We start from the raw sequence: 21,101 nt of genomic DNA on the forward strand, positions 1-21,101 counted from the left end.
AGCTCAGAGGCGCCGCTTCGAGTGCCGGTCTCAGGCGTTGTCGAACCAGCCCGGGTGCTTCCGGTGGTGAACCTCCGGAAGCTGCCGCGGGCTCGTCGGAGCCGCCCAGCTCACCGCGTTCGCGATGATCTGCTGGACCTCCGGCTGGTGGTACGTCGGGTACTCCTGGTCGCCGGGGCGGAAGTAGAACACCCGGCCCTGGCCACGCCGGTAGCAGCAGCCGGAGCGGAACACCTCGCCGCCGGAGAACGAGCTGACGAACACCAGCTCGTCCGGCTGCGGGATGTCGAACAGCTCGCCGTACATCTCCTCGCGCTCGATCACCAGCGGGTGCGGGATGCCCTGCGCGATCGGGTGGCCGGCGGCCACGGTCCAGAGCAGCTCGCGGTCGTTGTCGGACCGCCAGTCCAGTGAGCAGGTGGTGCCCATCAGCCGGATGAAGATCTTGCTGAAGTGCGCCGAGTGCAGCGCGATCAGGCCCATCCCGGACAGCACGTGCCGCTGCACCCGCTCGACGACCGCGTCGTCGACGTCACCGTGCGCGGCGTGCCCCCACCAGGTGAGTACGTCGGTCTCGGCGAGCACCTCCTCGGTGAGGCCGTGCTCGGGCTGCTGCAGCCACGCCGTCCGGACCACCACGTTGTCGCCGAGCTTCGCGCGCACGGCGGCCGCGATCGTCTCGTGCATGGTGTCCGGGTAGACCTTGCGCACGGACTCGTCGCGGCCCTCGTGGACGTTCTCGCCCCAGACGGTGACGCGAATCGGATCAGTCATGGAGAACAACCTCTCGTCCCGCCTTCGCCGAGGCGTAGCAGGCGTCGATGACCTCGGTCCGCAGCAGCGCCTCGGACCCGTTGTGTGCGGCCCAGTCGCCGCTCTGGACGATCCGGACGAACTCCTGCACCACCGCGCGGTGGCCGAGTCCGGCGCCGGTCGCCGGCTTCACCTCGGCGGGCACGCCGCCGACGTCGGTGAAGATCCGCAGGGTGTCGACGGTCGTGTAGTTCTGCACCTCGATCTTGGCGCCGCCGTCGGTGCCGAACAGCTCGATCCCGAAGTTGTCGCCGGGGGCGCGGTAGGTCGCCCAGCTGGTCTCCAGCTGCAACGCGCCGCCGCCCTGCAGCCGCAGGTACGCGGTGGCCAGGTCCTCGACCTCGAACGCGGACCCGAGGGTGCTCGCGTTCGGCACCGTGCTGCCCTTGCCGCGCGGGCCGAGCTCGGCGAACGTGCTCGCGCTGACCGTGCTCACCTGCGGCTCGCCCAGCAGGTGCAGGGCCAGATCCAGGATGTGTACGCCGAGGTCGATCAGCGGGCCGCCACCGGACAGCTCGCGGTTGGTGAACCAGCCGCCCATGCCCGGGATGCCGTTGCGGCGCATCCAGTGCGCCTTCGCGTAGTAGACCCGGCCGAGCTGACCCTCGTCGATCTGGTGCTTCAGCGCCGCGACGTCACCACGCTCGCGGTGGTTGAAGATGACCTTCAGCACCTTGCCGGCCTGCTTCGAGGCCTCGACCATCGCGGTGCCCTCGGCGACCGTCCGGGCCAGCGGCTTCTCGCAGAGGACGTGCAGGCCCTTCTCCAGCGCCTTCAGGGCGATCGGGGCGTGCAACTGGGTCGGCGTACCGATGCTGACCGCTTCCAGGCCCTCGGTCTCGAGCAGGTCCTCCCACTTCTCGTACAGGTGCGGGACGTTGTGCTTCTCGCCCAGGCTGGTCAGTGTGTCCTTCTCCAGGCCGGCCAGCGCCAGCACCTCGACGTCCGGCAGCTCGGAGAAGGCCTCCAGCGCCGTCCGCCCGGCGAAGCCCAGGCCGACCACTCCCACGCGCAGTTTTTGATCGTTCACACGCACGATCCTCTCGAATGACAACGACGGACACAAACCGGTTCCCACAGTACGGAACAGGCTTCAGCACCAGTGCGCAGGTGGTCTTGTCCGGCGCGGCGGGGTCAGTCGTCGCCGGATTCGAACTCGGGGTCGATCTGCTCCGGCGACAGCGCCAGGACGTCGGCCAGCTCGAGCACCAGCGCGGACCGGACCAGCCAGGCCAGGCTGGTCGCGGAGCGCTCGGCCCGCAGCTCGATCGGGCGGCGGAAGACCACGATCCGGTACGGCTCGTGCGAGGTGCCACCGCTGGAGTGGGTGAGCGGGATCTCGACCGCGTCCAGGTCGAGGTTCGGCACGTCCTCGATGGCGAACTCGACCCGCGCGACGACCTGCGGCAGCCGCTTCTCCAGCCGGGTCACCTCGACCGCGACGACCTCGTCGAACTGGGCCGCGGCAGAACGCTGCAGCGGCAGACCGCGGGGCGCGAACTTGCTCGGCCGGCTGATCGGGCCGAGCATGCCGCGGCCGTGGCGGTCGATGTGCCTGCGATGACGGCGAGCCTCGGTCACGCGCTCAGCCTAGTGGGGGTAACGTCTGGTCGTGAGCATCGCCAGGATCTGTTCGCGCGCCGCCTGTCACAAGCCGGCTGTGTCGACGCTCACGTACGTGTACGCCGACTCCACGTGTGTGCTCGGCCCGTTGGCGACGTACGCCGAACCGCACTGCTACGACCTGTGCGCCGACCACGCCGACCGGCTGACCGCGCCGAACGGCTGGGAAGTGATCCGCCTGGCTCCGGACCCGGCCGCCGCCGGGCCGTCGTCGGACGATCTCGAGGCGCTGGCGAACGCGGTCCGCGAAGCGGCTCGCCCGCTGCCCCCGCGGGAGCCGGGTCGCGGCGCGCCGGGCGCGCCGGTCGAGATCGCCCGCCGAGGTCACCTGCGCATGCTGCAGGACCCCGGCGCGAACTCCTCCGAAGGCTGACCTACCGCAGCGCGGCCCGGACGTCGGGCTCGGCCCCGAGCTGGGCCCGGAACACCAGCGACGTGTTGAGCGGCCACGCGGCCACCTGAGCGACGTCGTCCTCGTCCGGCTTGGCGGCCGGCATCAACGTGACTCCCGCGATCATCGTGCCCCGGGTCTGCTCGACCGTCAGGTACGTCGCCCGGGGCTGGGCCGGGAGCGGGATCTGGGTGGTCGCACCGGCGAGCACGTCCAGAGCCCGCGTGTTCAGCACCTTGCCGTTCGCGTCCCGCAGCTCGAACTTCACGCTCCCGTTCTTGCCCGGCGCGGTCACCTGCAGGATCGCCGGCTGCTTGTGCGCCGGCAGCACCAGGTACGCCGGACCCGTCAGCGCCTCAGCCGACCCGAGCGACGCGAAGTCGCTGCCACTCGCGTCCACCATCCGCATCGACGCAGTGACCGGCTGGTCAGACGTCACCGTGATCGCACTGGAATCGCCGTGTAGCACCGGGTCCAGCATGAACGTCTTCACCGAACCGGCCGGAATCTGCACGGTCTCCAGGCCGGCCGGTTTGAACGGCCCGTTCGGCCCGTGCACGGTCAGCCCCGCGCTGGCCTGCAGGTCGGTCGGGTTCGCTACCGACAGGATCCGCAGCCCGGCCCCCGGAGCGACCGCGGGCACGAACACCTTGTTCGCCGGTGGCGCGGACGGGTTCAGCCAGTCGACCCCGGCGGGCTTCTTGCCGTTGGTCGCGTTGTCCCGCAGCGCCGGTGCGACCCGGCCGCCGGTGGATTCGACGTGCAGCGCGATGTCGCGCAGGTTCCGGGCGACCAGGCCGAGGTAGAGCTCGGTGGTCCCCCGCGCCGGTACGACGATTCCGCGAGCCGCCGGCAGGTCCTGGGGACCGCTGCGCGCGTAGATCGTGACGTTCACCTCGGCGTTGATGCTGTCCAGGTTCGTCAGCACCAGGACGTCGCGCCGGTCGGCCGCGCCGGAGGCTCCGACGAACCAGAAGTCCGAGCCGGGCAGCTGGCAGGGCGTGCTCGCCATGCCCTCGTTCACGCCTTCGATCGAGGTCGTCGTACTCGTGCCGACCGTGCCGGCGGCCAGCGGTCCGACGCCGCGGATCGACAGCGGCGCGGGCTTCGTGACCGGCGGGCTCGACCCGATCTTGCCACGGACCAGCAACGATCCGGCCGGGGCGGCGTTCTCCGACAGGGGCGCGATCGCCAGCGGGGTCTCCTTGCCCGGGGCGGTCGGGGTCCCTTCGGGCAGGGTCGGCGACACCGCGTTGACCACGCTCGACAGCTTGCCGCCGCCGGCAAGGGCCGGGCAGGACAGCGCCGTACGGTTCACCACCGTGCGTGCGGGCTCGCCCGTCGCCTCGGCCCTGGTCACCGGCTCCTTGGCCTGCGTCACCACGCCGAGGCCGGCCGCGGCAGCCATCGCCAGCACGCAGATCCCGAGCCGGATCCATGCGTGCGCAAGCAGTCGCCTCATCGGTCCCTCCTCGCGTGGGTGCCGTGCGGCATCGCGACGGTCCGCCGGACCGTCGGCAGGCAGAAGATCAGCGCGATAATCCAGGCGATCAGTCCGAGCACCCGCCAGATGCTGTGCGTGTCGTAGGTGAGCGGCGTGCTGCCCGGGTCCTCCGAGCGGTCGACCAGCCAGGCGGCGTCGCCGTCGTCGGCACTGGCCCGGGTCAGGCCGGGCAGCGAGTCGAGCGTCGCCTGCAACGTCGGGTCGACAGGCGCGGGCAGGTAGACGTAGTCGATCGCGAGTGCGGCCAACTGCCGGCCCTCCTCACCTGTGCCGCCACCGCCGAGCGTCGACAGCACATCTGTGACCGGCTTGGTCTGCTCCGGCTTCGGCGCGGCCTCGAGCGAACCCATCCGCGGACCGCCGTCCTTCACCAGCGAGTACCGCATCGGGTTGTTCCCGTCCTTGCGCACGACCAGGACGGACGCGTTCTCCGGAGGACCCTGCGCGGAGATCAGGTACGCCGGAAGATCCTGAGCCGGCCCACGCCACAACGGACCGTCGGCGCCACGCACCAGCCAGAATCCGGCCGTCACGATCGAGGTCACCAGCACAATCCCGAGCACACCCCGCGCGATGACGTCGGTGGACCTGCCAACCGAGTCCCACGCCACTGTCACCGCGATGATCCAGCCCGCGGTCATGAGGAACATCAGCGGACCACTACCGCCACCGAGCCGGCTGGCAACGAGCGTCCCGAGCAGACCCAGCAGCGCGGCGAACCACCCGAGCAGCTCGTACCGCTGCCGCGACTCCCGCAGCAGGCTCACCAAAGCGACCAGAATCAGGGGTACGACGAACCACCAAGGCGTCGGCGCACCAATCGGCGTACCGGTCAGCAGGTGCGGGAGGCTGTCGCCCGGACCGACTGCGGCAGTAGGCAGTCCGCCCGCTTCCTGCCCGAGCCGCGACGGGTGCAGCACCAATTGGATCGTCCACGGCAACACCAGGAGCAGACCCAGTACGACGGAGAACACCAACTGGCGTCCTTGCCGACGCCACCCGAGCCCGAGTACGGCGCCGATGACAAGCGTCACGCTGACCAGCAGTCCCAGTGCCGGCGTGAACGCGAACAGCACCGCCTGACAGATCCCCGCGAACCACGCGGCCCGCCAACTGCCCTGGATGACGACACGCCGCCGCCGGGCCACAGTGTGCACAGCAGCACCGAGCAACGGCAGCACGATCGCAGCGACAACTGTGCCGAGCCGTCCCTGCGTGATGGCGCCGTTGGTGAACACAGCAAGCCCGTACGCCGACGCGCCCCAAGCTCGCGCGACTCGGTCCATGACGAACGCGCGCAGCAGAACCCATGCGGACAGCCCGGCCAACGGGACAGCACCGAGGAGCAGCAGGTTCGTCGCACCGGACGGACCGAACATCACCGTGGAGAAGGCCCAGAACTGTCCTAGCCAAGCAGGCGGTGTCACACCCGGCGGAGCAGAAGCCGCAGCATTCCAGAGCGCACCAAGTGTCTCGTGCGCAGGCAGGAGGAGGTTGGACCGCAGCACACCGCTACCGATCAGGCTGCGGCCGGCGACGAACGCACCGATCGCCAGGAAGACCCAAGCGATCAGGAACGGCCGGCGGATCAGCTGCCGGCGCCAGCGCGGCTGATCGACCGCTACGCGCGCAGTGGACTTCGCACGGCGTGCAGTGGTGACGACTTGCTCTTCCGGCTCGTCCGCCCAGGCTTCGCGGATTCGCTCCGAGATCGTGCTGGTCGTCTCCTCCAGGTTTTGCCGCAAGGCGTGCACGGACCGGGAGAACAGTCCCTTGATGTCGTCGTACGGGACGCGGTCGAGGCTGCGCCGGTCTCTGCGCGCCTGGGTCCAGCCACCTGCGAGCAACGTGCCGAGCAGTGCGGTCCACTCGTCGACGGCGCCGGACGGCGTCTTGCCGAGCAGGAACCAGATCGAGCGCAGGATCGTGCCGAAGAGGAAGCGGAGGATCAGCAGCGGCAGCAGCTTGCCGGGCGCGTTGGCCAGCACGGTGTAGTACGCGTGCGAACGGTCGAGCTGGTACGCGTGCCGCCGGGTGCCGGCCAGCGCGCGGTCACCGGTCGCGGCGGCTTGTGCGTGGTAGACGACGGCGTCCGGCGCGACGCCGACCTGGTAGCCCGCGCGGCTGGCCCGCCAGCCGAAGTCGATGTCGTCGCGGAACATCGGCAGCCGCGGGTCGAACCCGTGCAGCGCCTCCCAGACGTCGCGACGGACCAGCATGCCGGCCGAGCTGACCGCGAGCACGTTCCGCAGCTGGTCGTGCTGGCCCTGGTCGAGCTCGCCGTTCTCGATGCCGGTGTCGCGGCGGCCGCCGAGCGAGGTGGTGACACCGACCTCGAGCAGCTCCCGGTCCCGCGGCCAAAGCCGCAGCTTCGGGCCCCAGACGCCGACCTCCGGCGCCATGGTGGCCTGGAGCAACAACTTCTCCAGCGCCTTCGGGGCCGGAGCGCAGTCGTCGTGCAGCAGCCACAGCCACTCGACCACGGGCATGTGGCCGTCGTCGCCGTACGGGCCGACGGCCGAAGGGATCGGCGCGAAGCCGACCGCCTCGATGCCGCGGGCGACCGCCGTACCGAAACCGGTACGGGCCGAGACGCTGACGACGGGCTCGACGCCGGGCATCGCGGCGAGCAACTCGGCGGTCTCGTCGGTGGAGCCGGTGTCGACGGCGATCAACCGGTCAGGGCGTGGGTTGAGGGCCCAGAGCGCTTCGGACAACCGGGGCAGCCAGGCCGCACCCTCGTGTCCGACCACGACCGCGGTGACGACATGCCGAACCCGCGCGCGACCCATCGGGTCGTCGATGTGGTCGGTCGGGTAGTCGACTGCGTCGAAGAACTCCCAGCCGGCCGGAGCTTCTTGTTCCATGCGGAGCTGTAACACCTTTGCGGGGCTGTACACCTTGTGCGAGGACGGCGTTCACCGCGACCCCTGGGAGCCGCGACGAGGACTCACCATACAGCCGCGACGGTGAGCGACGCCCCGCTCACCCCACTACCTGTGGAAAGCCGCGGGCCCCGGCGACAGATGTCGATCCGGGGCCTCCGCGGGTGTAACTCTGAAGTTGTCGTGCCTTGCTTGCCGATCGCGGCCTGGTGGCAGGGCACCGGACCGAAACGATCAGCCGGGCCTCAGACGGCCTTTTTCTTCAGCTTGCGGCGCTCCCGCTCCGACAGCCCGCCCCAGATCCCGAAGCGCTCGTCGTTCTGCAGTGCGTACTCGAGGCACTCGCCGCGGACGTCACAGCCGAGGCAGACCTTCTTCGCCTCGCGGGTGGATCCGCCCTTCTCCGGGAAGAACGCTTCTGGGTCGGTCTGGGCGCACAGTGCCCTTTCCTGCCAGTTCGGCTCCTCCTCGATCGCCTCACCGTCGACAATCGCCATCAGGCTCTCTGTCACGGTCCGACCTCCTCGACCCTGTTCGTTCCCCTGTACATGTGGGTTTGCGGTCCACATGCCTGACCTCGTCCGTCCTGCGCTCTGCAACGGTCCCCGATACCGAGTGTCCAACGAACGACACGGTTGAAATTACATTCCTGCAATCCACGAAAGTCAAGCCGTGGTCTGCTATTGGCATCATCCGCAACACGGCTGCAAAAGAAGGAGAGGCCTGTGTACACAGGCCTCTCGCATCCGTGTGGTATCCCCGCAACCCGGCGGAAAAATGTTGACCCCGCAGGGTGGGTAAGGGCTTGCTGCCTTGTCAGGAAGGCTATTCGGGCGCAGCGGGCTCGATCAGGCAATGGCTTGATTCATCACCTGATGCGGTGCCTCGTCAGGACGGCTGGGACCACCAGCCCTGCTGACCCTGGTCCTGCTGCTGTCCCTGCTCGTCCTTGTCGGAGTCGGAAACCCGCGGATCCACACGGGTTTCGTCGGCTGCCTCGGTGGCCGGCTGATCCGCCTGCGGCGTCGACAGCGCGTCGGCGGCCGGAGTTTCCTCCGCCTGCCAGGACTGCTCGCCCGGCTTCCATGACTGCTGGGACTCCGGCTCCACCTGCTCCGTTGCACCCTGCTGCCAGGACGCGGTTTCCGGCTGCTCGGTCTGACCTGCTTCGGACTGCGCGGACCACTCCTGCTGTCCCTGCTGCCCGTAGTCCTGACCGCTCCACTGCTGCTGGCCGGCGTCGCCACCGCCCCACTGCTGCTCCTGCGGCCACTGCTGACCCTGCTCCTGGCCGGACCACTGCTGCTGGCCCTCGGCGCTCCACGCCTGGGTCGGCTCTGCGTGCTGGCCCTCGGCGGACCATGCCTGCTCGCCGGCCTGGCGCTGGGCCTCGGCCTCACCGGCCGACCAGTTCTGCTGCTCGCCCTGGTTCCAGCCCTGCTCCTGCGGCCACTGCTGCTCGCCGCCCTGCGCGGCTGCGTACCCACCGGCCGCACCCGCTGCCGCTCCACCAGCAGCCGCCGCGCCGTAAGCGCCGTACTGACCCTGGCCCTGGTCCTGGCCGTACTGCCCGTACTGCTGGCCCTGCGGCTGACCGTAGCCACCCTGCTGGCCGTACTGACCCTGCTGACCGTACTGCTGCTGGCCGTACTGGCCCTGCTGCTGGGCGAACTGGCCCGGCTTCGGCGCGCGAACCGGCGCCGGCAGGGTCTGGTAGGTCTTCAGAATGTAGAGCCCGGCTGCGCCGTACAGCGCAAGGCCGCCGAGGGCATAGATGAAGCCGACGATCTTCAGACCGGCGGTGCTGGTCTCGGCGAACCCGGCGAACGCCGTGATCAGGCCGAGCAGCACGACCACACCGGTGATGACCAGTGCGGCCAGCGTGACGGTCCGCGCGTTGGGGGTGCGCTCGCCGAGCTCGTTGACCAGCCAGACCGAGCCGACCAGCGAGAGAAGGATCACCAGCGCGGTGAGTCCGGGCGGAGTAAGCGTGCCCTGCACGCCTCCGGCGGCAGCGGTGAAGCCGGCGCCGCCGACGAACAGGCGAATCAGCGAAGCCAGCGCGATCAGGCCGGCGAAAGCGAGCAGGATGTACGCGACCGGCTCTCTGAGCTTCTTGGTTGCGTCGGTGACCACGAGGGCTCCTCGGGATGTTGGGGGCCGTACGAACAGCTGTGCGGTTTGGTTATGACCCACCGCAGCATAGTCGTGCGGTGGTCCGACGCATTGACGACTCGTGCAGACTCTTCCCATGCGATTGACAGTGCTGGCCGGTGGCATCGGCGGTTCCACCTTCCTGCGCGGCCTGCTCAAGGCCCGCCCGGACGCCGAGATCACCGTGGTGGGGAACACCGCGGACGACATCACCCTGTTCGGACTGCGGGTCTGTCCCGACCTGGACACCGTGATGTACACCCTCGGCGGCGGCATCTCGGCCGAACGCGGCTGGGGCCGCGAGGACGAGACCTGGGTGATCAAGGAGGAGCTCGCCGCGTACGGCGTGGAGCCGACCTGGTTCGGTCTCGGCGACCGGGACGTGGCCACCCACCTGGTCCGGACCCAGATGCTCGACGCCGGCTACGGGCTGACCGCGGTCACCGAGGCGCTGTGCGAGCGCTGGAAGCTGCCGGTGCGGCTGCTGCCGATGAGCGACGACCGGATCGAGACCCACGTCGTGGTCGACGACCCGGACAACCCCGGACGGCGCAAGGCGATCCACTTCCAGGAGTACTGGGTGCGGCTGCACGCCGAGGTCCCGGCGCACCAGATCGTCGCGGTCGGCCAGGAGAAGGCCAAGCCGGCCCCCGGTGTCCTCGAGGCGATCAACGACTGCGACGTACTGATCCTGCCGCCCTCGAACCCGGTGGTCTCGATCGGCACCATCCTCGGCGTCCCCGGGGTCCGGGAGGCCGTGCGGGAGACACCTGCCCCAGTCATCGGGCTGTCGCCGATCATCGGGACCGGGCCGGTCCGCGGCATGGCCGACAAGGTGCTGGCCGCGGTCGGCGTCGCGTCCACCGCCTCGGCCGTGGCCCGGTACTACGGTTCCCGGACGTCTGGCGGCGTACTGGACGGCTGGCTGATCGACACCTCGGACGCGATCCAGGCCGACTCGATCGCCGGAGCCGGAATTCACGTCCAGGCGGTGCCGTTGTGGATGACTGACGAGACCACGACCGCCGCGATGGCCACCGCGGCGCTGAACCTCGCGGAGGCAGTCCGGCGATGAGGAAGCACCTGGAGATCTACCCGGTCACCGGGCTGCCCGAGGTGGCGCCCGGCGCCGACCTGGCGGTGCTGATCGGCGACGAGGCCGACCTGCGCGACGGCGACATCGTCTCGGTCACCTCGAAGATCGTCAGCAAGGCCGAGGGACGGATCACGACCGGCACCCGGCACGAGGCGGTCGACGCCGAGCTGGTCCGGGTCGTCGCGCAGCGCGGCGAGACCCGCATCGTGCAGACCCGGCACGGCCTGGTGATGGCAGCCGCCGGCACCGACACCTCCAACACGGCGCCTGGCACAGTCCTGTTGCTCCCCGTCGACCCTGACGCGTCCGCACGGCAGCTACGAGCCGCCCTGAAGGAGCGGTACGACGTCAACGTCGGGGTGATCATCACCGACACGCTCGGCCGCCCGTGGCGCAACGGCCAGACCGACCTGGCCATCGGAGCCGCCGGAGTGCGGGTCGTGGAGGACCTGCGCGGTACGACGGACAGTCACGGCAACGTCCTAGCGGTCACCGAGCCCGCCCTGGCGGACGAGATCGCCGGCGCCAGCGAGCTGGTCAAGGGCAAGGCCGACGGCGTGCCGGTCGCCGTACTGCGGGGGCTCGGGGACGTCGTACTCCCGATCGGCGAGGACGGACCGGGCGCGCGGGCGCTGGTGCGGGACGCCGAGTTCGACATGTTCAGCCTGGGGACGCGTGAGGCCGCGCGGGCCGCCGTACTGGAGCGGACTGCTCCGACCGGGCCGCGCGAGGTGGACCCGTCGCTGTGGGACGGGCTGCTGGACGGTGTCGAGGACATTCACCTCGAGCTGCTTGACAGCGCTGTCACGGTATTCGGCGACGAGCCGGTCGCGGTCGGGGTGATCGCCGAGCGGCTCGCCGTACTGCTCCATGCCGAGGGGTACGGCGTCGACGTCCGGACCGGGCCGGGGAGTGAGGCCACGATCACGTTCGGCTCACGGTCGAAATAGTTTTCTAGGCAACCTCTCAGGGTCGGTGCGTACACTGCATCCGCACGGCGGCGTCTTGGCCGCCCCGACCCGGGAAGACGAACACTGTGGGTAAAGCGTCGTCGCAGAAGCAGTCGCGCCGCCAGATGATCGAGAAGATGCAGCGGGACCAGGCGCGTTCCGACCGCAACCGGACGATCCTCATCGTGGTGGCGTCGATCATCGTCGGGCTGGCCATCATCGCCTACCCGGCGATCCGGCTGATCCAGGACTCCCGGACCAAGAACCAGGCGATCGCCGAGCTCGGCGTGGACGTCGGCGCCGCCTCCTGCGACAAGGTGATCGACGACCAGGCCTCCGGCACCCAGGACCACAAGCCCGACGGCGAGGTCATCGCCTACCCGGTGTCGCCGCCGTCGTCCGGCCCGCACTACGCCGTCTGGGCGCCGTTCGGGAAGAAGTTCTACACCGTCGACGACCGGCCCGCGGTGCCGAACCTGGTGCACAACCTGGAGCACGGCTACACGATCCTGTGGTACCGCGACACCCTGCCCAAGGACCAGATCGACACCATCGAGAAGATCTCCAAGGCGAAGCTGCCCGACTCCGCGAACGGCAAGTTCATCGCCGCCCCCTTCAAGGAGTCCGACGGCAAGGCCTGGCCCGAGGGCAAGAACGTCGCCTTCTCGCACTGGAGCGGCAACGCCGCCGGCCAAACCACCGCCTTCGGCCACCGCCAGTTCTGCGGCTCCGTCTCCGGCACCGCCCTCCAGCAGTTCATGGACAAATACCCCGCCTCCGACGCCCAGGAACCCAACGGCGGCTGACCCCAGCTCGCAACCAGCCGCCGCCGAGGCACCGTCCAAGGACACCGCCTCCGGCGGCGGCTGTTTTGTTGGCGTCCTCGGCGCGCCGCACACCCTGGCTCCACCCCACGCGCTTCGCGAGCCACCTGCGGACACGACCAATCGGACACCACCTTCGGCGGCGGTCCGCGCACGGGGGACCCGCGGTCAACTGCTCGGCGAGTGGCGGGTGAACTGCGCCTGCCATGCGGCAACTGTGGTGGCCTGCCCGCGATGCGGTGGCCTTGAACAAGTTATTGCGTGTGCAAGGCCCCGACTTCATGTCTCAGCCCCCGGCTCGCCGGGGCAGGGTGCCATCAGCGCACCACCGCCAACTGTCGTGCCCTTGAACACCCACCGGTTGCCGTGAACAAGCAATAACCTGTTCAAGCCCCCCATCCACCCGGCATGGCCCCGACTCCTGCCCCGAGCCGGCACCAGTCGCCGAGAGCATCCACCCGGGCCTGAGGCTTTACGGCTCGCCGAGGCGCAAAAGAACAGCCGCTGGAGGTGGTGTCCTTTGGCGGTGCTGCTCTGGGGTGTTGTCAGATGTAGCGGTGGGCGTGGTCGGATTGGACTTGGGCTACCAGGTCTTTGATGCGTTCGCCGTCGGCCAGTGGGCAGACCATGGTGACGTCGTGGGTGTGGACGATGATGTGGCCGCGGAGGCCGACGGCGGCGACCAGGTGGTCGGGGTCGTCGGTGACGATGATGTTGTCGTGGGAGTCGAGCAGGCAGCTCAGCGTGGTGCCGTCGGTACGGTTGCCGCAGGCATCGACGTCGTACGTGCCGGCGAGGGCGGCCCAGGAGCCGACGTCGAGCCAGTGCACGGGCATGGGTACGACGACCACGTCGGCGTCGACCTTGCCCTGCGAGGCGGGCTCCATCACGGCGTAGTCGACGCTGATCTTGCGCAGCTGCGGGTAGATCTCGGCCAGCGTCGTCTCGCGGGTCGGGGTGTCCCAGACGGACGCGACCTGGCGGAGCTGTGCAGCGGACTCGGGCAGCAGGTCGTCGAGGACACTGAGCACGGTCTCGGCGCGCCAGACGAACATGCCGGAGTTCCACCAGAACCGCCCGGTGGCCAGGTACTCCTCCGCGGTGGCCCGGTCCGGCTTCTCGCGGAACCGGTCGACGACGTACGCCGACGTGCCGTCGATCGCCTCGCCGCGTTCGACGTACCCGAGCCCGGTGTGCGGGTGGGTCGGCTCGATCCCGAACGTCACCAGCGACCGGGGTCGTTGCTCGACGAGCTCGAAACCGCTGGCGATCGCGGCCCGGAACTCCTCCTCGGGGGTGATCAGGTGGTCGGACCCGACGATCGCGAGTACGGCGTCCGGGTCGTTGCGGGCGACCACCGCGGAGGCGAGGCCGACCGCGTTCGCGGTGTCGCGGCCGACCGGCTCGCCGATGATGTTGTGCTCGCCGAGCTCGGGGATCTGCTCGCGGACCAGGTCGGTGTGCGCGGCGACCGTGCACACATAGATGTTCGCGGGGTCGACGAGCCCCTTCAGGCGGTTGTACGCCACCCGCAGCAGCGAGTTGCCGGCTGCCAGCGGCAGCACCTGCTTGGGTTTGTCGGCCCGGGACAACGGCCACAACCGCGTCCCCGAACCACCGGCCAGGATCACCACGTTTCGCATGAGGAAAGACCCTACCGGTCCGCACCAGTTGGCAACACAAACCAAGCCGCCTCCGCCGGCGGAGCAGGCTAGTCCTCCCCAGGCGGAGACACAGCCTGAGCCGGGGAAGGGGCCGGGTCGGCAGGGGGTGGGGGGAGGCGGAGGTGGGCCAGGTCTGGGGGGACTGGGGTGGTGGGGCGCCAGAAGGCTTCGGATTCGCCGTCCAGCGCGGTGGCGGGGGCGTCGGTCAGGCGGAAGCGGTCTCGGAGGCGGCCGTAGAAGTCGGTGGGGCCCAGGCGGACCAAGCGGAGGCGGCGGGGTGCGCCGTAGACGCCGATCCAGTCGCCGGGGTCGAGTACGCCGCGCAACTGCCCGTCGATGCTGACGGCGGCCTGCCCGGAGTGCGGGAGTACGCGCAGCCCGATCGACTCGTCGGGGGCCGCGACGACGGACCGGTTGAAGGTCATGTGGGGCGCAACCGGAGTGAACACGATCGCCTCGGTGTTCGGCGACAGGATCGGCCCACCGGCAGCAAAGCTGTACGCAGTAGACCCGGTCGGCGTCGCCACAATCACTGCATCGGCCGAGTACGACGCCAGCAGCCGCCCGGACAGGTACACACCAAGCGCCACCTGATGGTCCCGCGCCAACTTCTCCAGTACGACGTCGTTCAAAGCGGTCACGTCCAGCGCAACACCCCAGCCGTCGCCCTCGGTGCTCTCCGGACGGACCGTCGGCGGCGGCAGCGACGGACCGTGCCCGTACCGCAGCAGCGACTCGATCCCGCTCGGGATCTCCAGCGGACGGGACGCCCGCATGGTCAGCGTCATCCGCTCCTCGATGGTGGCACCGCCGTGGTGCACCGCTTCGAGCGCCTCCTCCACGTCCCGGCACGCCACCTCGGTCAGGAAGCCGACCTTGCCGAGGTCGACCCCGAGTACGGCGGCGTCGTTCTTGGCCGCGATCCGGGCACCACGCAGGAACGTCCCGTCACCGCCCAGAGTGACGACCAGGTCCGGCTCCCCGGCATGGTGCAGCTCGTCCATGCCACTACGCCGGTCCTCGTGGTCCTTCCACACGTCGATGTCGGTGCACCCGATCCCGTGCCGGCTCGCCCACTCGCGCACGGTCCCGGCCGTCTGCACGGCCACCGGACGCCCCTGGTGAACAACAAGCCCAAGCCGGCGCACAGGCACGACAGTCCTCCTCCGGACGGTTACTGCCCCAACGGTAGTCGCCGCCCAGAAGTGGCTCGCGGAGACTACCGCTCCGGTGATTCCGCCCTCGCGGCTTTGACGATCGGGTCCGTCTCGTCGTCGAACTCCCCGATCACCTCCTCCAGCAGGTCCTCCAGCGCGACCACCCCAAGCGGCTGATCCTGCTCCTGTACGACGGCCAGTTGCGAACGGCGATCGCGCATCGTCCGGATCGCCGTCGCGACCGGGGTGTCGGCGGGCAACTGCAGTGGTGCGGTCATCAGGTCGGAGGCGCGCAGCGTCGTCCCGCCGCCGGTGGTCGCGCGGGCGGCGTCGCGGACGTGGACGATGCCGCAGATCGTCGTACCCGAGCTGACGACCGCGAGCCGGGAGCGGCCCTCGCGCAGGCTGGTGACCTCGACCTCCCGGGCGGAGGCGCCGGCGGGGATCGTGCTGAGCTGCTCGATCGGCGTCATCACCTGGACGACCGTCGTGTTCTGCAGCGCGAGCATCGCGGTGAGCAGCTCGTGCTCGGGCTCCTCGAGCGTGCCGTGCTCGCGGGACGACTCGATCAGCAGCCGGAGCTCCGCCGGGCCGTGGGCGCTGGCGAGCTCGTTCTGCGGGGTCACCTTGAGCGCGCGGACGCAGGCGTTGGCGAGCCAGTTGAGGACGATCAGCAGCGGGCGGAAGACGTACGTGAATCCGCGGAACGGCCACGCGAGCAGTTGCGCGGAACGCTCGGGGTCACTGATCGCCCAGGACTTCGGGGCCATCTCGCCGAGCAGTACATGCAGCAGGGCGATCCCGCCGACGGCGATGATCAGCGCGATCACGTGGCCGACGTTCTCGGGCAGGCCGATCAGCTCGAAGAGCGGGTGCAGGAGGTGCGCGACCGCGGGTTCGCTCAGCGATCCGAGTCCGAGTGTGCAGAGGGTGATGCCGAGCTGAGCGCCGGCCAGCATCAGCGACAGCTCGCTCACACCCGCGATCGCGGCCCGCGCGGACCGGCTGCCGGCCGCGGCAGCCTCCTCGAGCCGATGCCGCTTCGACGCGACCAGGGCGAACTCGGCGGCGACGAAGAACCCGTTCAGGATCAGCAGCAGGACCGAGATGAGCAGGGCGACCGGCGTACTCATGTCACTCGCTCCAGGACGACGATGCCCGGCACGTGCCGCTCGATGCTCTGCACGGTCAGCTGGACGATCTCCGGCGGGACCGGCCGGCCATCGTGGTCGAACCGCCGGGGCAGCTCCACCATCACGTCGTCACCGACCACCGGGACCCGGCCGAGCTGAGCCATCACCAGGCCGGACACCGTCTCGTAGTCGTCGCTCTCCGGCAGCTGGATCCCGGTCGCCTCCGCGACCTCGTCGAGCCGCCACCGGGCCGACAGCACCCAGGACCCGTCCGCACCCTGCTCCAGCCCGGTCTCCGGCAGGTCGTCCTCGTCCCGGATCTCCCCGACCAGCTCCTCCGCGATGTCCTCCAGCGACACGATCCCGGCGAACCCGCCGTACTCGTCCACCACGATCGCAAGCTGGCGGTGCGCAGTCCGCAGCCGCTCCAGTACGGCGGGCAGCGGCAAGGTGTCCGGTACGACGACCGGCGACGACGCGAGTGAGCCTGCGTTGACGTGGTCCCGCTCGGCCGGGTCGACCCCGACCACGTCGGCGATCGCGACCACGCCGACCACCTCGTCGACCGAGGCGGCGATCACCGGGAAACGGCTGTGCCCGGTGTCGAGAAGCTCGACCACCCGGGTCAGCGGTGCGTCCTGGTGCACTGTGACCACGTCGACGCGCGGCCGCATCGCCTCACCGGCGCTCCGCCCACGGAAGTCCAGACCGCGGTCGAGCAGCCGCATGGTGTCCTCGTCCAGCAGGCCCTGCTCGTAGGAGGTGACGATGATCCGGTCCAGCTCCTGAGCGGTGGCGCCCTGCGGCAGCTCCTCGACCGGCTCGATGCCGACCCGGCGCAGGATCCGGTTCGAGGCCGAGTCGAACACCCGGATCACCGGCCCGGCCACCGCCAGGTACATCAGCGTGGACCGGGACAGCCGCAGTGCGATCGCCTCGGCCTTCGCGATCGCCAGGTTCTTCGGCGCCAGCTCGCCGAACACCATCTGGATGATCGTTGCCGCGAGCAACGCGATGATCACCGAGACGGACAGGCTGACCGTCTCCGGCACCCCGGCGGAGCCGAGCACGTGGGCCAGGCCCTCGCCGAGGTAGGGCTCGGCGACGTAGCCGGCCAGCAGCGCCGTGACGGTGATCCCGACCTGGGCGCCGGACAGCACGAACGACAGCCGCGCCGTCACCTTCAGGGCCCGGCCGGCGGCCGTGTCACCGGCGTCGGCCAGCGACTGCAGCCGGCTCCGGTCGACCGCGACGTAGGAGAACTCCTGCGCGACGAAGTAGCCGGTGGCAATGGTCAGCACCAGGATGAGGCCCAGGCCGGCCAGGATCAGCATGCATTGACTTTAGGAGAACTTGAGGGCTCGGAGAACTGCGGGGTCGGTGACTACTTCCAGGGCAGGACCTTCCCGTCCCGGACCAGCTCGCCGTACATCGCCGCATCGACGCGGTCGGCCAGGATCAGGTCGACGATCGGCACGACCGCCTCGGCGGGCGACTTCGCCTGGCTGAAGTCGTCGAACCACGGTCGGGACGCCCGCGTGTCGACCAGCCCCGGACAGACCGCCGCGACCAAGGTGCCGGCGGCCAGATCCTCGGTATGGCGAGCCGCGGCGACCGCCCGCACCGCCGCGACCTGGGCGACCTTCGACGGCAGGTTGATCCACTCCGGCCAGCCCTGCTCCGCCGCCGTACCGTCATGGACCGAGCGGAGCCAGTCCTCGACAGCCCGCTCGACCTCGGCCAGGCTCACCCCGTCGAAGCGGGACCAGAGCCGCTCGGGCAGGTGGTCCAGCGTCCCGAGCGAGCTCGCCACCACGATCAGCCGGCCACCAGGCCGGACGATCTGGCCGAGCGACCTCAGGACGTACTGCGCGCCGCGGTTGGCTACGTCCGCGAACACGTCCACCTGCTCGCTCTGGGGACGTTCCGGCACCAGCGGCCCGACCGCGTTCGAGATCACGATGTCGACCGCCCCCAGCTCGGCGGCCATGCCGGCGACCGCGTCCGGGTCGGTCACGTCCAGCACCCGCCCCTCGACCCGGGCGACGCCGTCGATCCGGGTGACGGCCTCCGCCACCCGCTGGGGATCTCTCCCGGTGAGCAGGACCAGGTCACCAGGGTCCATCCGGGCGGCGAGCTCCTGGACGAAGGCGAAGCCGATGCCTTGGTTGGCGCGGTGACGAGTGCTGTGCGAGGTGGTGTCATGCGGCCAACCTAGGTTCGGATCCTTCATGACTCCAACGAGACCTGGGCACACGTAGTATGCGTAAACGTCATGGACTTCACCGATGTCTCGATGGTCGCGTTACGGGTGTTCCGCGAGGTCGCGGAGCGCGGGACGTTCACGTCGGCGGCGACCGCGCTCGGGTACACGCAGTCGGCGGTGTCCCGGCAGATCGCTTCGCTCGAGCGCGCGGCGGGTGCTCAACTGCTCGAGCGGCGCCGGGAAGGAGTGCGGCTGACAGCAGCAGGCCAGGTCGTACTGCGGAGCGCCGCCGGTGTGCTGGATCAGCTCGACGCGACCGCGCGCGAGCTGGCCGGGTTGCCCGAGACGGGAGGGACCGTGCGGCTCGGGTGGTTCCCGAGTGCCGGCGCAGTGGTGTTGCCCAGGGCAATCAGTGCGTTGCGCCGGACCCATCCGTCGATCACGGTGACGACGCGGGAGGGTTCCACGCCGGCGCTGGTGCGGGCGCTGCGGGCCGGCAGCGTGGACCTCGCGCTGCTGGCCTCGGCGCCGCCGTTCCGGCCCCCGGACGCCGAGTCGCCCGCACTGAAGGTGGAGACGCTGGCGGAGCGCAGCCTGCTCCTGGCGGTGCCGGCCGGTCATCCACTGGCCGCGCACGACTCGGTGGACGTGTCCGAGCTGCGTGGGCAGCGCTGGATCGCCGGGCCCCCGTCCGGCGAGGAGTTGCTGATGGGAGAGTGGCCGGGACTCGACGAACGGCCGGAGATCGCGCACACGGTCCGTGACTGGCTCGCGAAACTGCATTTGGTCGCCGCCGGCGCCGGACTGACCACGATCTCGGCCTCGATGGTCTCGGCGGCGCCGCCCGGCGTCCGCGTGCTCGCTGTCCACGGCGGGCCGCAGGAGTTGCGACGTACCGTCCTGGCCCGGATGCCCGGGCGGCAGTCAGCCGCCGCGGCGCTCCTCGCCGACGCTCTGCGCACCGCCACCGTCGAGGTCGGCGCCTCCTGACTCCAGGGACGCCGGCTTCCCGTTCTCGTCGGCGGTCGCCTTCTTGAACTCGACCATCGCGCGGGCGGCGTTCCGGCTGAGCTCGGGCAGCTTCTTCGCGCCGAACAGCAGCACCACGATGATCAGGATGACGACCCATTCGCCGCCCTGGGGCAGCTCGAGCAGTGGAACCATGGCAGGCCTTCTTTCCGGAAATCCCCCGTCACCGTAGGCCGGTGCGCGAACCGTAGGGTGGGCCATATGTCACGAGTTCTGCCGGAACTTTTCGCCGCCGCGGTCCGCCGCGACGGCGGCGCCCCTTTCCTCACCTACTACGACGACGCGACGGGTGAACGGATCGAGCTGAGCGCCGTCACCACCGCGAACTGGGTCGCCAAGACCGCCAACCTGCTGGTCGACGAGTACGACCTGGAGCCCGGCGAGACGGTCGCGATCGGGCTGCCGCCGCACTGGCTCGGCGTCGTCTGGGCGCTGTCGGCCTGGTCGGCCGGCGCCGCGCTGACCAGCGGCACCGGGACGCTCGCGATCACCGGCCCGGACTTCGCGATCCGCGGCGAGCGGGAGACCGTCGCGTCCGCGCTGCTGCCGCTCGGCGGCCGGTTCCGCGAACCGCTGCCGGACGGCGTCCACGACTACGGCGCCGAGGTCTACAACCACCCGGACGTGTTCGTCCCGTTCGATCCACCGTCGCCGACGTCACCGGCGTACGACGAACTGACCCACGACGACCTGATCGGTACGGCGGAACCCGTCACCGACCGGATCCTGGTCACCCAGGACCTGGTCAGCCGCGACGGAGCCGGGCTGCTTGTCGGGGTGATCGCCGGAGGTGGTTCGATCGTGCTCTGCCGCAACCTGGACGAGTCGAAGCTGGAGCGGCGGATCGCGGACGAAAAGGTCGATCGAGTGGTGGGGAGCTGACGTGCAGCGGTTCGAAGGACGGGTGGCATTGGTCACCGCGGCGGCGCAAGGAATCGGCGCGGCGGTGGCGCGACGGATCGCGGACGAGGGCGGGTCCGTGGTGGTCACCGATCTGCAAGAGGGCAAGGTCGGCGAGGTCGTCGCGGAGCTCGGTGAGCGGGCGATCGGGCTCCGGGTCGACGTGACGAACCGCGACGACGTGGACGCGGCGGTCGCGGCGGCGGTCGAGCGGTTCGGCCGGCTGGACGTGGTGGTGAACAACGCCGGCGGCTGCATCGTCACGTCGGTGCCGGAGGACGCGACCGCGGAGGAATGGCACCAGCAACTGGACCTCACGCTGGTCGGAGCGGCGCGCTGCATCCAGGCCGCGCTCCCGCACCTGGTGAAGACCCGCGGCAACGTGGTCACGATCAGCTCGGTCAACGGCCTCGCCGCGTTCGGCAACATCGAGTACTCGGCCGCGAAGGCCGGGCAGATCGCGATGACGGTGAACTACGCGGCCCGGTACGGCGGGATGGGCGTCCGCTTCAACGTGGTCGCCCCCGGCACGATCCGGACGCCCAACTGGGACAAGCAACCCGACACCCTCGAGCGGTTCGCCGAAATGTACCCGCTCGGCCGGGTCGGCGAGCCCGAGGACATCGCCGCCGCCGTGGCCTTCCTCGCCTCCGACGACGCCTCGTGGATCACCGGCCACACCCTCCCGGTAGAAGGCGGCGTCCTCACCGGCCCCGGCGTCCTCAACCTGACCCCCACCGGCGCCTTCCCGAAGGAGTACTGAGAACAGCCG

The 21,101-nt window shown here is 70.1% G+C and carries 20 protein-coding genes; 7 read left to right on the plus strand and 13 right to left on the minus strand.

Annotated elements, in window-relative coordinates; all coding sequences use genetic code 11:
• Positions 1–30 precede the first annotated feature (30 nt).
• The 3 genes from ACIBL3_RS25910 to ACIBL3_RS25920 form a co-directional block, all read right to left on the minus strand.
• The gene (locus tag ACIBL3_RS25910; RefSeq protein ID WP_396356149.1) at positions 31–774 is read right to left on the minus strand and encodes a ThuA domain-containing protein; all 744 of its coding nucleotides are present in this window, start codon (positions 772–774) and stop codon (positions 31–33) included.
• A complete protein-coding gene (locus ACIBL3_RS25915; RefSeq protein ID WP_396356150.1) occupies positions 767–1,843 on the minus strand; it encodes a Gfo/Idh/MocA family protein in 1,077 nt (358 codons plus the stop codon). The genes ACIBL3_RS25910 and ACIBL3_RS25915 overlap by 8 nt, the downstream gene beginning before the upstream one ends.
• A 104-nt stretch (positions 1,844–1,947) precedes the next feature.
• Positions 1,948–2,394 carry a metallopeptidase family protein gene (locus tag ACIBL3_RS25920; protein WP_396356151.1) on the minus strand — a complete coding sequence of 149 codons (447 nt, stop codon included), beginning with the start codon at positions 2,392–2,394 and terminating at the stop codon, positions 1,948–1,950.
• 31 nt (positions 2,395–2,425) lie between these two features.
• On the opposite strand from ACIBL3_RS25920, the gene ACIBL3_RS25925 reads away from it, so the two are divergent.
• On the plus strand, positions 2,426–2,809 hold the full coding sequence (locus tag ACIBL3_RS25925; RefSeq protein WP_396356152.1) for a DUF3499 domain-containing protein: 384 nt from the start codon (positions 2,426–2,428) through the stop codon (positions 2,807–2,809).
• A 1-nt stretch (position 2,810) separates the two neighbouring features.
• On the opposite strand, the gene ACIBL3_RS25930 is transcribed toward ACIBL3_RS25925, so the two are convergent.
• The 4 genes from ACIBL3_RS25930 to ACIBL3_RS25945 form a co-directional block, all read right to left on the minus strand.
• The gene (locus ACIBL3_RS25930) at positions 2,811–4,289 is read right to left on the minus strand and encodes a DUF5719 family protein (protein WP_396356153.1); all 1,479 of its coding nucleotides are present in this window, start codon (positions 4,287–4,289) and stop codon (positions 2,811–2,813) included.
• The gene (locus ACIBL3_RS25935; RefSeq protein WP_396356154.1) at positions 4,286–7,198 is read right to left on the minus strand and encodes a glycosyltransferase; all 2,913 of its coding nucleotides are present in this window, start codon (positions 7,196–7,198) and stop codon (positions 4,286–4,288) included. Before ACIBL3_RS25935 ends, ACIBL3_RS25930 begins: the two co-directional genes overlap by 4 nt.
• Positions 7,199–7,461: 263 nt before the next feature.
• Positions 7,462–7,713: a WhiB family transcriptional regulator gene (locus ACIBL3_RS25940; RefSeq protein WP_020389877.1), complete on the minus strand. Its 252-nt coding sequence runs from the start codon at positions 7,711–7,713 to the stop codon at positions 7,462–7,464.
• A gap of 391 nt (positions 7,714–8,104) precedes the next feature.
• Positions 8,105–9,352, minus strand: a complete 1,248-nt coding sequence (locus tag ACIBL3_RS25945) for a hypothetical protein (RefSeq protein WP_396356155.1) — start codon at positions 9,350–9,352, stop codon at positions 8,105–8,107.
• Between the two features lie 115 nt (positions 9,353–9,467).
• On the opposite strand from ACIBL3_RS25945, the gene cofD reads away from it, so the two are divergent.
• From cofD to ACIBL3_RS25960, 3 genes are all read left to right on the plus strand, one after another.
• On the plus strand, positions 9,468–10,445 hold the full coding sequence (cofD, locus tag ACIBL3_RS25950; protein WP_396356156.1) for a 2-phospho-L-lactate transferase: 978 nt from the start codon (positions 9,468–9,470) through the stop codon (positions 10,443–10,445).
• On the plus strand, positions 10,442–11,416 hold the full coding sequence (locus tag ACIBL3_RS25955; RefSeq protein WP_396356157.1) for a coenzyme F420-0:L-glutamate ligase: 975 nt from the start codon (positions 10,442–10,444) through the stop codon (positions 11,414–11,416). The genes cofD and ACIBL3_RS25955 overlap by 4 nt, the downstream gene beginning before the upstream one ends.
• 125 nt (positions 11,417–11,541) lie before the next feature.
• Positions 11,542–12,222, plus strand: coding sequence for a DUF3105 domain-containing protein (locus tag ACIBL3_RS25960; RefSeq protein ID WP_396356158.1), 681 nt, complete (start codon positions 11,542–11,544; stop codon positions 12,220–12,222).
• 563 nt (positions 12,223–12,785) lie between these two features.
• Here ACIBL3_RS25960 and ACIBL3_RS25965 read toward each other — a convergent pair.
• The 5 genes from ACIBL3_RS25965 to ACIBL3_RS25985 all read right to left on the minus strand — a co-directional run bounded on the left by ACIBL3_RS25965 (position 12,786) and on the right by ACIBL3_RS25985 (position 18,427).
• On the minus strand, positions 12,786–13,883 hold the full coding sequence (locus tag ACIBL3_RS25965; RefSeq protein ID WP_396356159.1) for a mannose-1-phosphate guanylyltransferase: 1,098 nt from the start codon (positions 13,881–13,883) through the stop codon (positions 12,786–12,788).
• 68 nt (positions 13,884–13,951) lie between these two features.
• Positions 13,952–15,013: an NAD(+)/NADH kinase gene (locus ACIBL3_RS25970; protein ID WP_396356160.1), complete on the minus strand. Its 1,062-nt coding sequence runs from the start codon at positions 15,011–15,013 to the stop codon at positions 13,952–13,954.
• A gap of 110 nt (positions 15,014–15,123) precedes the next feature.
• Complete coding sequence (locus ACIBL3_RS25975; protein WP_396356161.1) at positions 15,124–16,194, minus strand: hemolysin family protein; 1,071 nt, start codon at positions 16,192–16,194, stop codon at positions 15,124–15,126.
• Positions 16,191–17,528, minus strand: a complete 1,338-nt coding sequence (locus ACIBL3_RS25980) for a hemolysin family protein (RefSeq protein WP_396356162.1) — start codon at positions 17,526–17,528, stop codon at positions 16,191–16,193. Before ACIBL3_RS25980 ends, ACIBL3_RS25975 begins: the two co-directional genes overlap by 4 nt.
• A 50-nt stretch (positions 17,529–17,578) precedes the next feature.
• On the minus strand, positions 17,579–18,427 hold the full coding sequence (locus ACIBL3_RS25985) for an SDR family NAD(P)-dependent oxidoreductase (RefSeq protein WP_396356163.1): 849 nt from the start codon (positions 18,425–18,427) through the stop codon (positions 17,579–17,581).
• Between the two features lie 42 nt (positions 18,428–18,469).
• On the opposite strand from ACIBL3_RS25985, the gene ACIBL3_RS25990 reads away from it, so the two are divergent.
• On the plus strand, positions 18,470–19,390 hold the full coding sequence (locus ACIBL3_RS25990; RefSeq protein ID WP_396356164.1) for a LysR family transcriptional regulator: 921 nt from the start codon (positions 18,470–18,472) through the stop codon (positions 19,388–19,390).
• On the opposite strand, the gene tatA is transcribed toward ACIBL3_RS25990, so the two are convergent.
• Positions 19,325–19,564 (minus strand): twin-arginine translocase TatA/TatE family subunit, encoded by a 240-nt coding sequence (tatA, locus tag ACIBL3_RS25995; protein WP_396356165.1) that lies wholly within the window; start codon positions 19,562–19,564, stop codon positions 19,325–19,327. The two genes, ACIBL3_RS25990 and tatA, sit on opposite strands and share 66 nt — an antisense overlap.
• 66 nt (positions 19,565–19,630) lie before the next feature.
• Between tatA and ACIBL3_RS26000 the strand changes: the two genes are divergently transcribed.
• Complete coding sequence (locus ACIBL3_RS26000; protein WP_396356166.1) at positions 19,631–20,311, plus strand: TIGR03089 family protein; 681 nt, start codon at positions 19,631–19,633, stop codon at positions 20,309–20,311.
• 1 nt (position 20,312) lies between these two features.
• Positions 20,313–21,092: an SDR family NAD(P)-dependent oxidoreductase gene (locus ACIBL3_RS26005; protein WP_396356167.1), complete on the plus strand. Its 780-nt coding sequence runs from the start codon at positions 20,313–20,315 to the stop codon at positions 21,090–21,092.
• Positions 21,093–21,101: the final 9 nt, after the last annotated feature.

Origin of the sequence: Kribbella sp. NPDC050124 (assembly GCF_044460355.1) — a bacterium.
Classification (GTDB): Bacteria; Actinomycetota; Actinomycetes; order Propionibacteriales; family Kribbellaceae; genus Kribbella.

What these genes read in the sequence shown, in the direction of transcription:
- ACIBL3_RS25935 (WP_396356154.1), bottom strand. Translation starts at nt 7,198, where the DNA reads ATGGAACAAGAAGCTCCGGCCGGCTGGGAGTTCTTCGACGCAGTCGAC.
- ACIBL3_RS25965 (WP_396356159.1), bottom strand. Translation starts at nt 13,883, where the DNA reads ATGCGAAACGTGGTGATCCTGGCCGGTGGTTCGGGGACGCGGTTGTGG.
- ACIBL3_RS25980 (WP_396356162.1), bottom strand. Translation starts at nt 17,528, where the DNA reads ATGCTGATCCTGGCCGGCCTGGGCCTCATCCTGGTGCTGACCATTGCC.
- tatA (WP_396356165.1), bottom strand. Translation starts at nt 19,564, where the DNA reads ATGGTTCCACTGCTCGAGCTGCCCCAGGGCGGCGAATGGGTCGTCATC.
- ACIBL3_RS25910 (WP_396356149.1), bottom strand. Translation starts at nt 774, where the DNA reads ATGACTGATCCGATTCGCGTCACCGTCTGGGGCGAGAACGTCCACGAG.
- cofD (WP_396356156.1), top strand. Translation starts at nt 9,468, where the DNA reads ATGCGATTGACAGTGCTGGCCGGTGGCATCGGCGGTTCCACCTTCCTG.
- ACIBL3_RS26000 (WP_396356166.1), top strand. Translation starts at nt 19,631, where the DNA reads ATGTCACGAGTTCTGCCGGAACTTTTCGCCGCCGCGGTCCGCCGCGAC.
- ACIBL3_RS25940 (WP_020389877.1), bottom strand. Translation starts at nt 7,713, where the DNA reads ATGGCGATTGTCGACGGTGAGGCGATCGAGGAGGAGCCGAACTGGCAG.
- ACIBL3_RS25975 (WP_396356161.1), bottom strand. Translation starts at nt 16,194, where the DNA reads ATGAGTACGCCGGTCGCCCTGCTCATCTCGGTCCTGCTGCTGATCCTG.
- ACIBL3_RS25985 (WP_396356163.1), bottom strand. Translation starts at nt 18,427, where the DNA reads ATGAAGGATCCGAACCTAGGTTGGCCGCATGACACCACCTCGCACAGC.
- ACIBL3_RS25955 (WP_396356157.1), top strand. Translation starts at nt 10,442, where the DNA reads ATGAGGAAGCACCTGGAGATCTACCCGGTCACCGGGCTGCCCGAGGTG.
- ACIBL3_RS25990 (WP_396356164.1), top strand. Translation starts at nt 18,470, where the DNA reads ATGGACTTCACCGATGTCTCGATGGTCGCGTTACGGGTGTTCCGCGAG.
- ACIBL3_RS25930 (WP_396356153.1), bottom strand. Translation starts at nt 4,289, where the DNA reads ATGAGGCGACTGCTTGCGCACGCATGGATCCGGCTCGGGATCTGCGTG.
- ACIBL3_RS25960 (WP_396356158.1), top strand. Translation starts at nt 11,542, where the DNA reads ATGATCGAGAAGATGCAGCGGGACCAGGCGCGTTCCGACCGCAACCGG.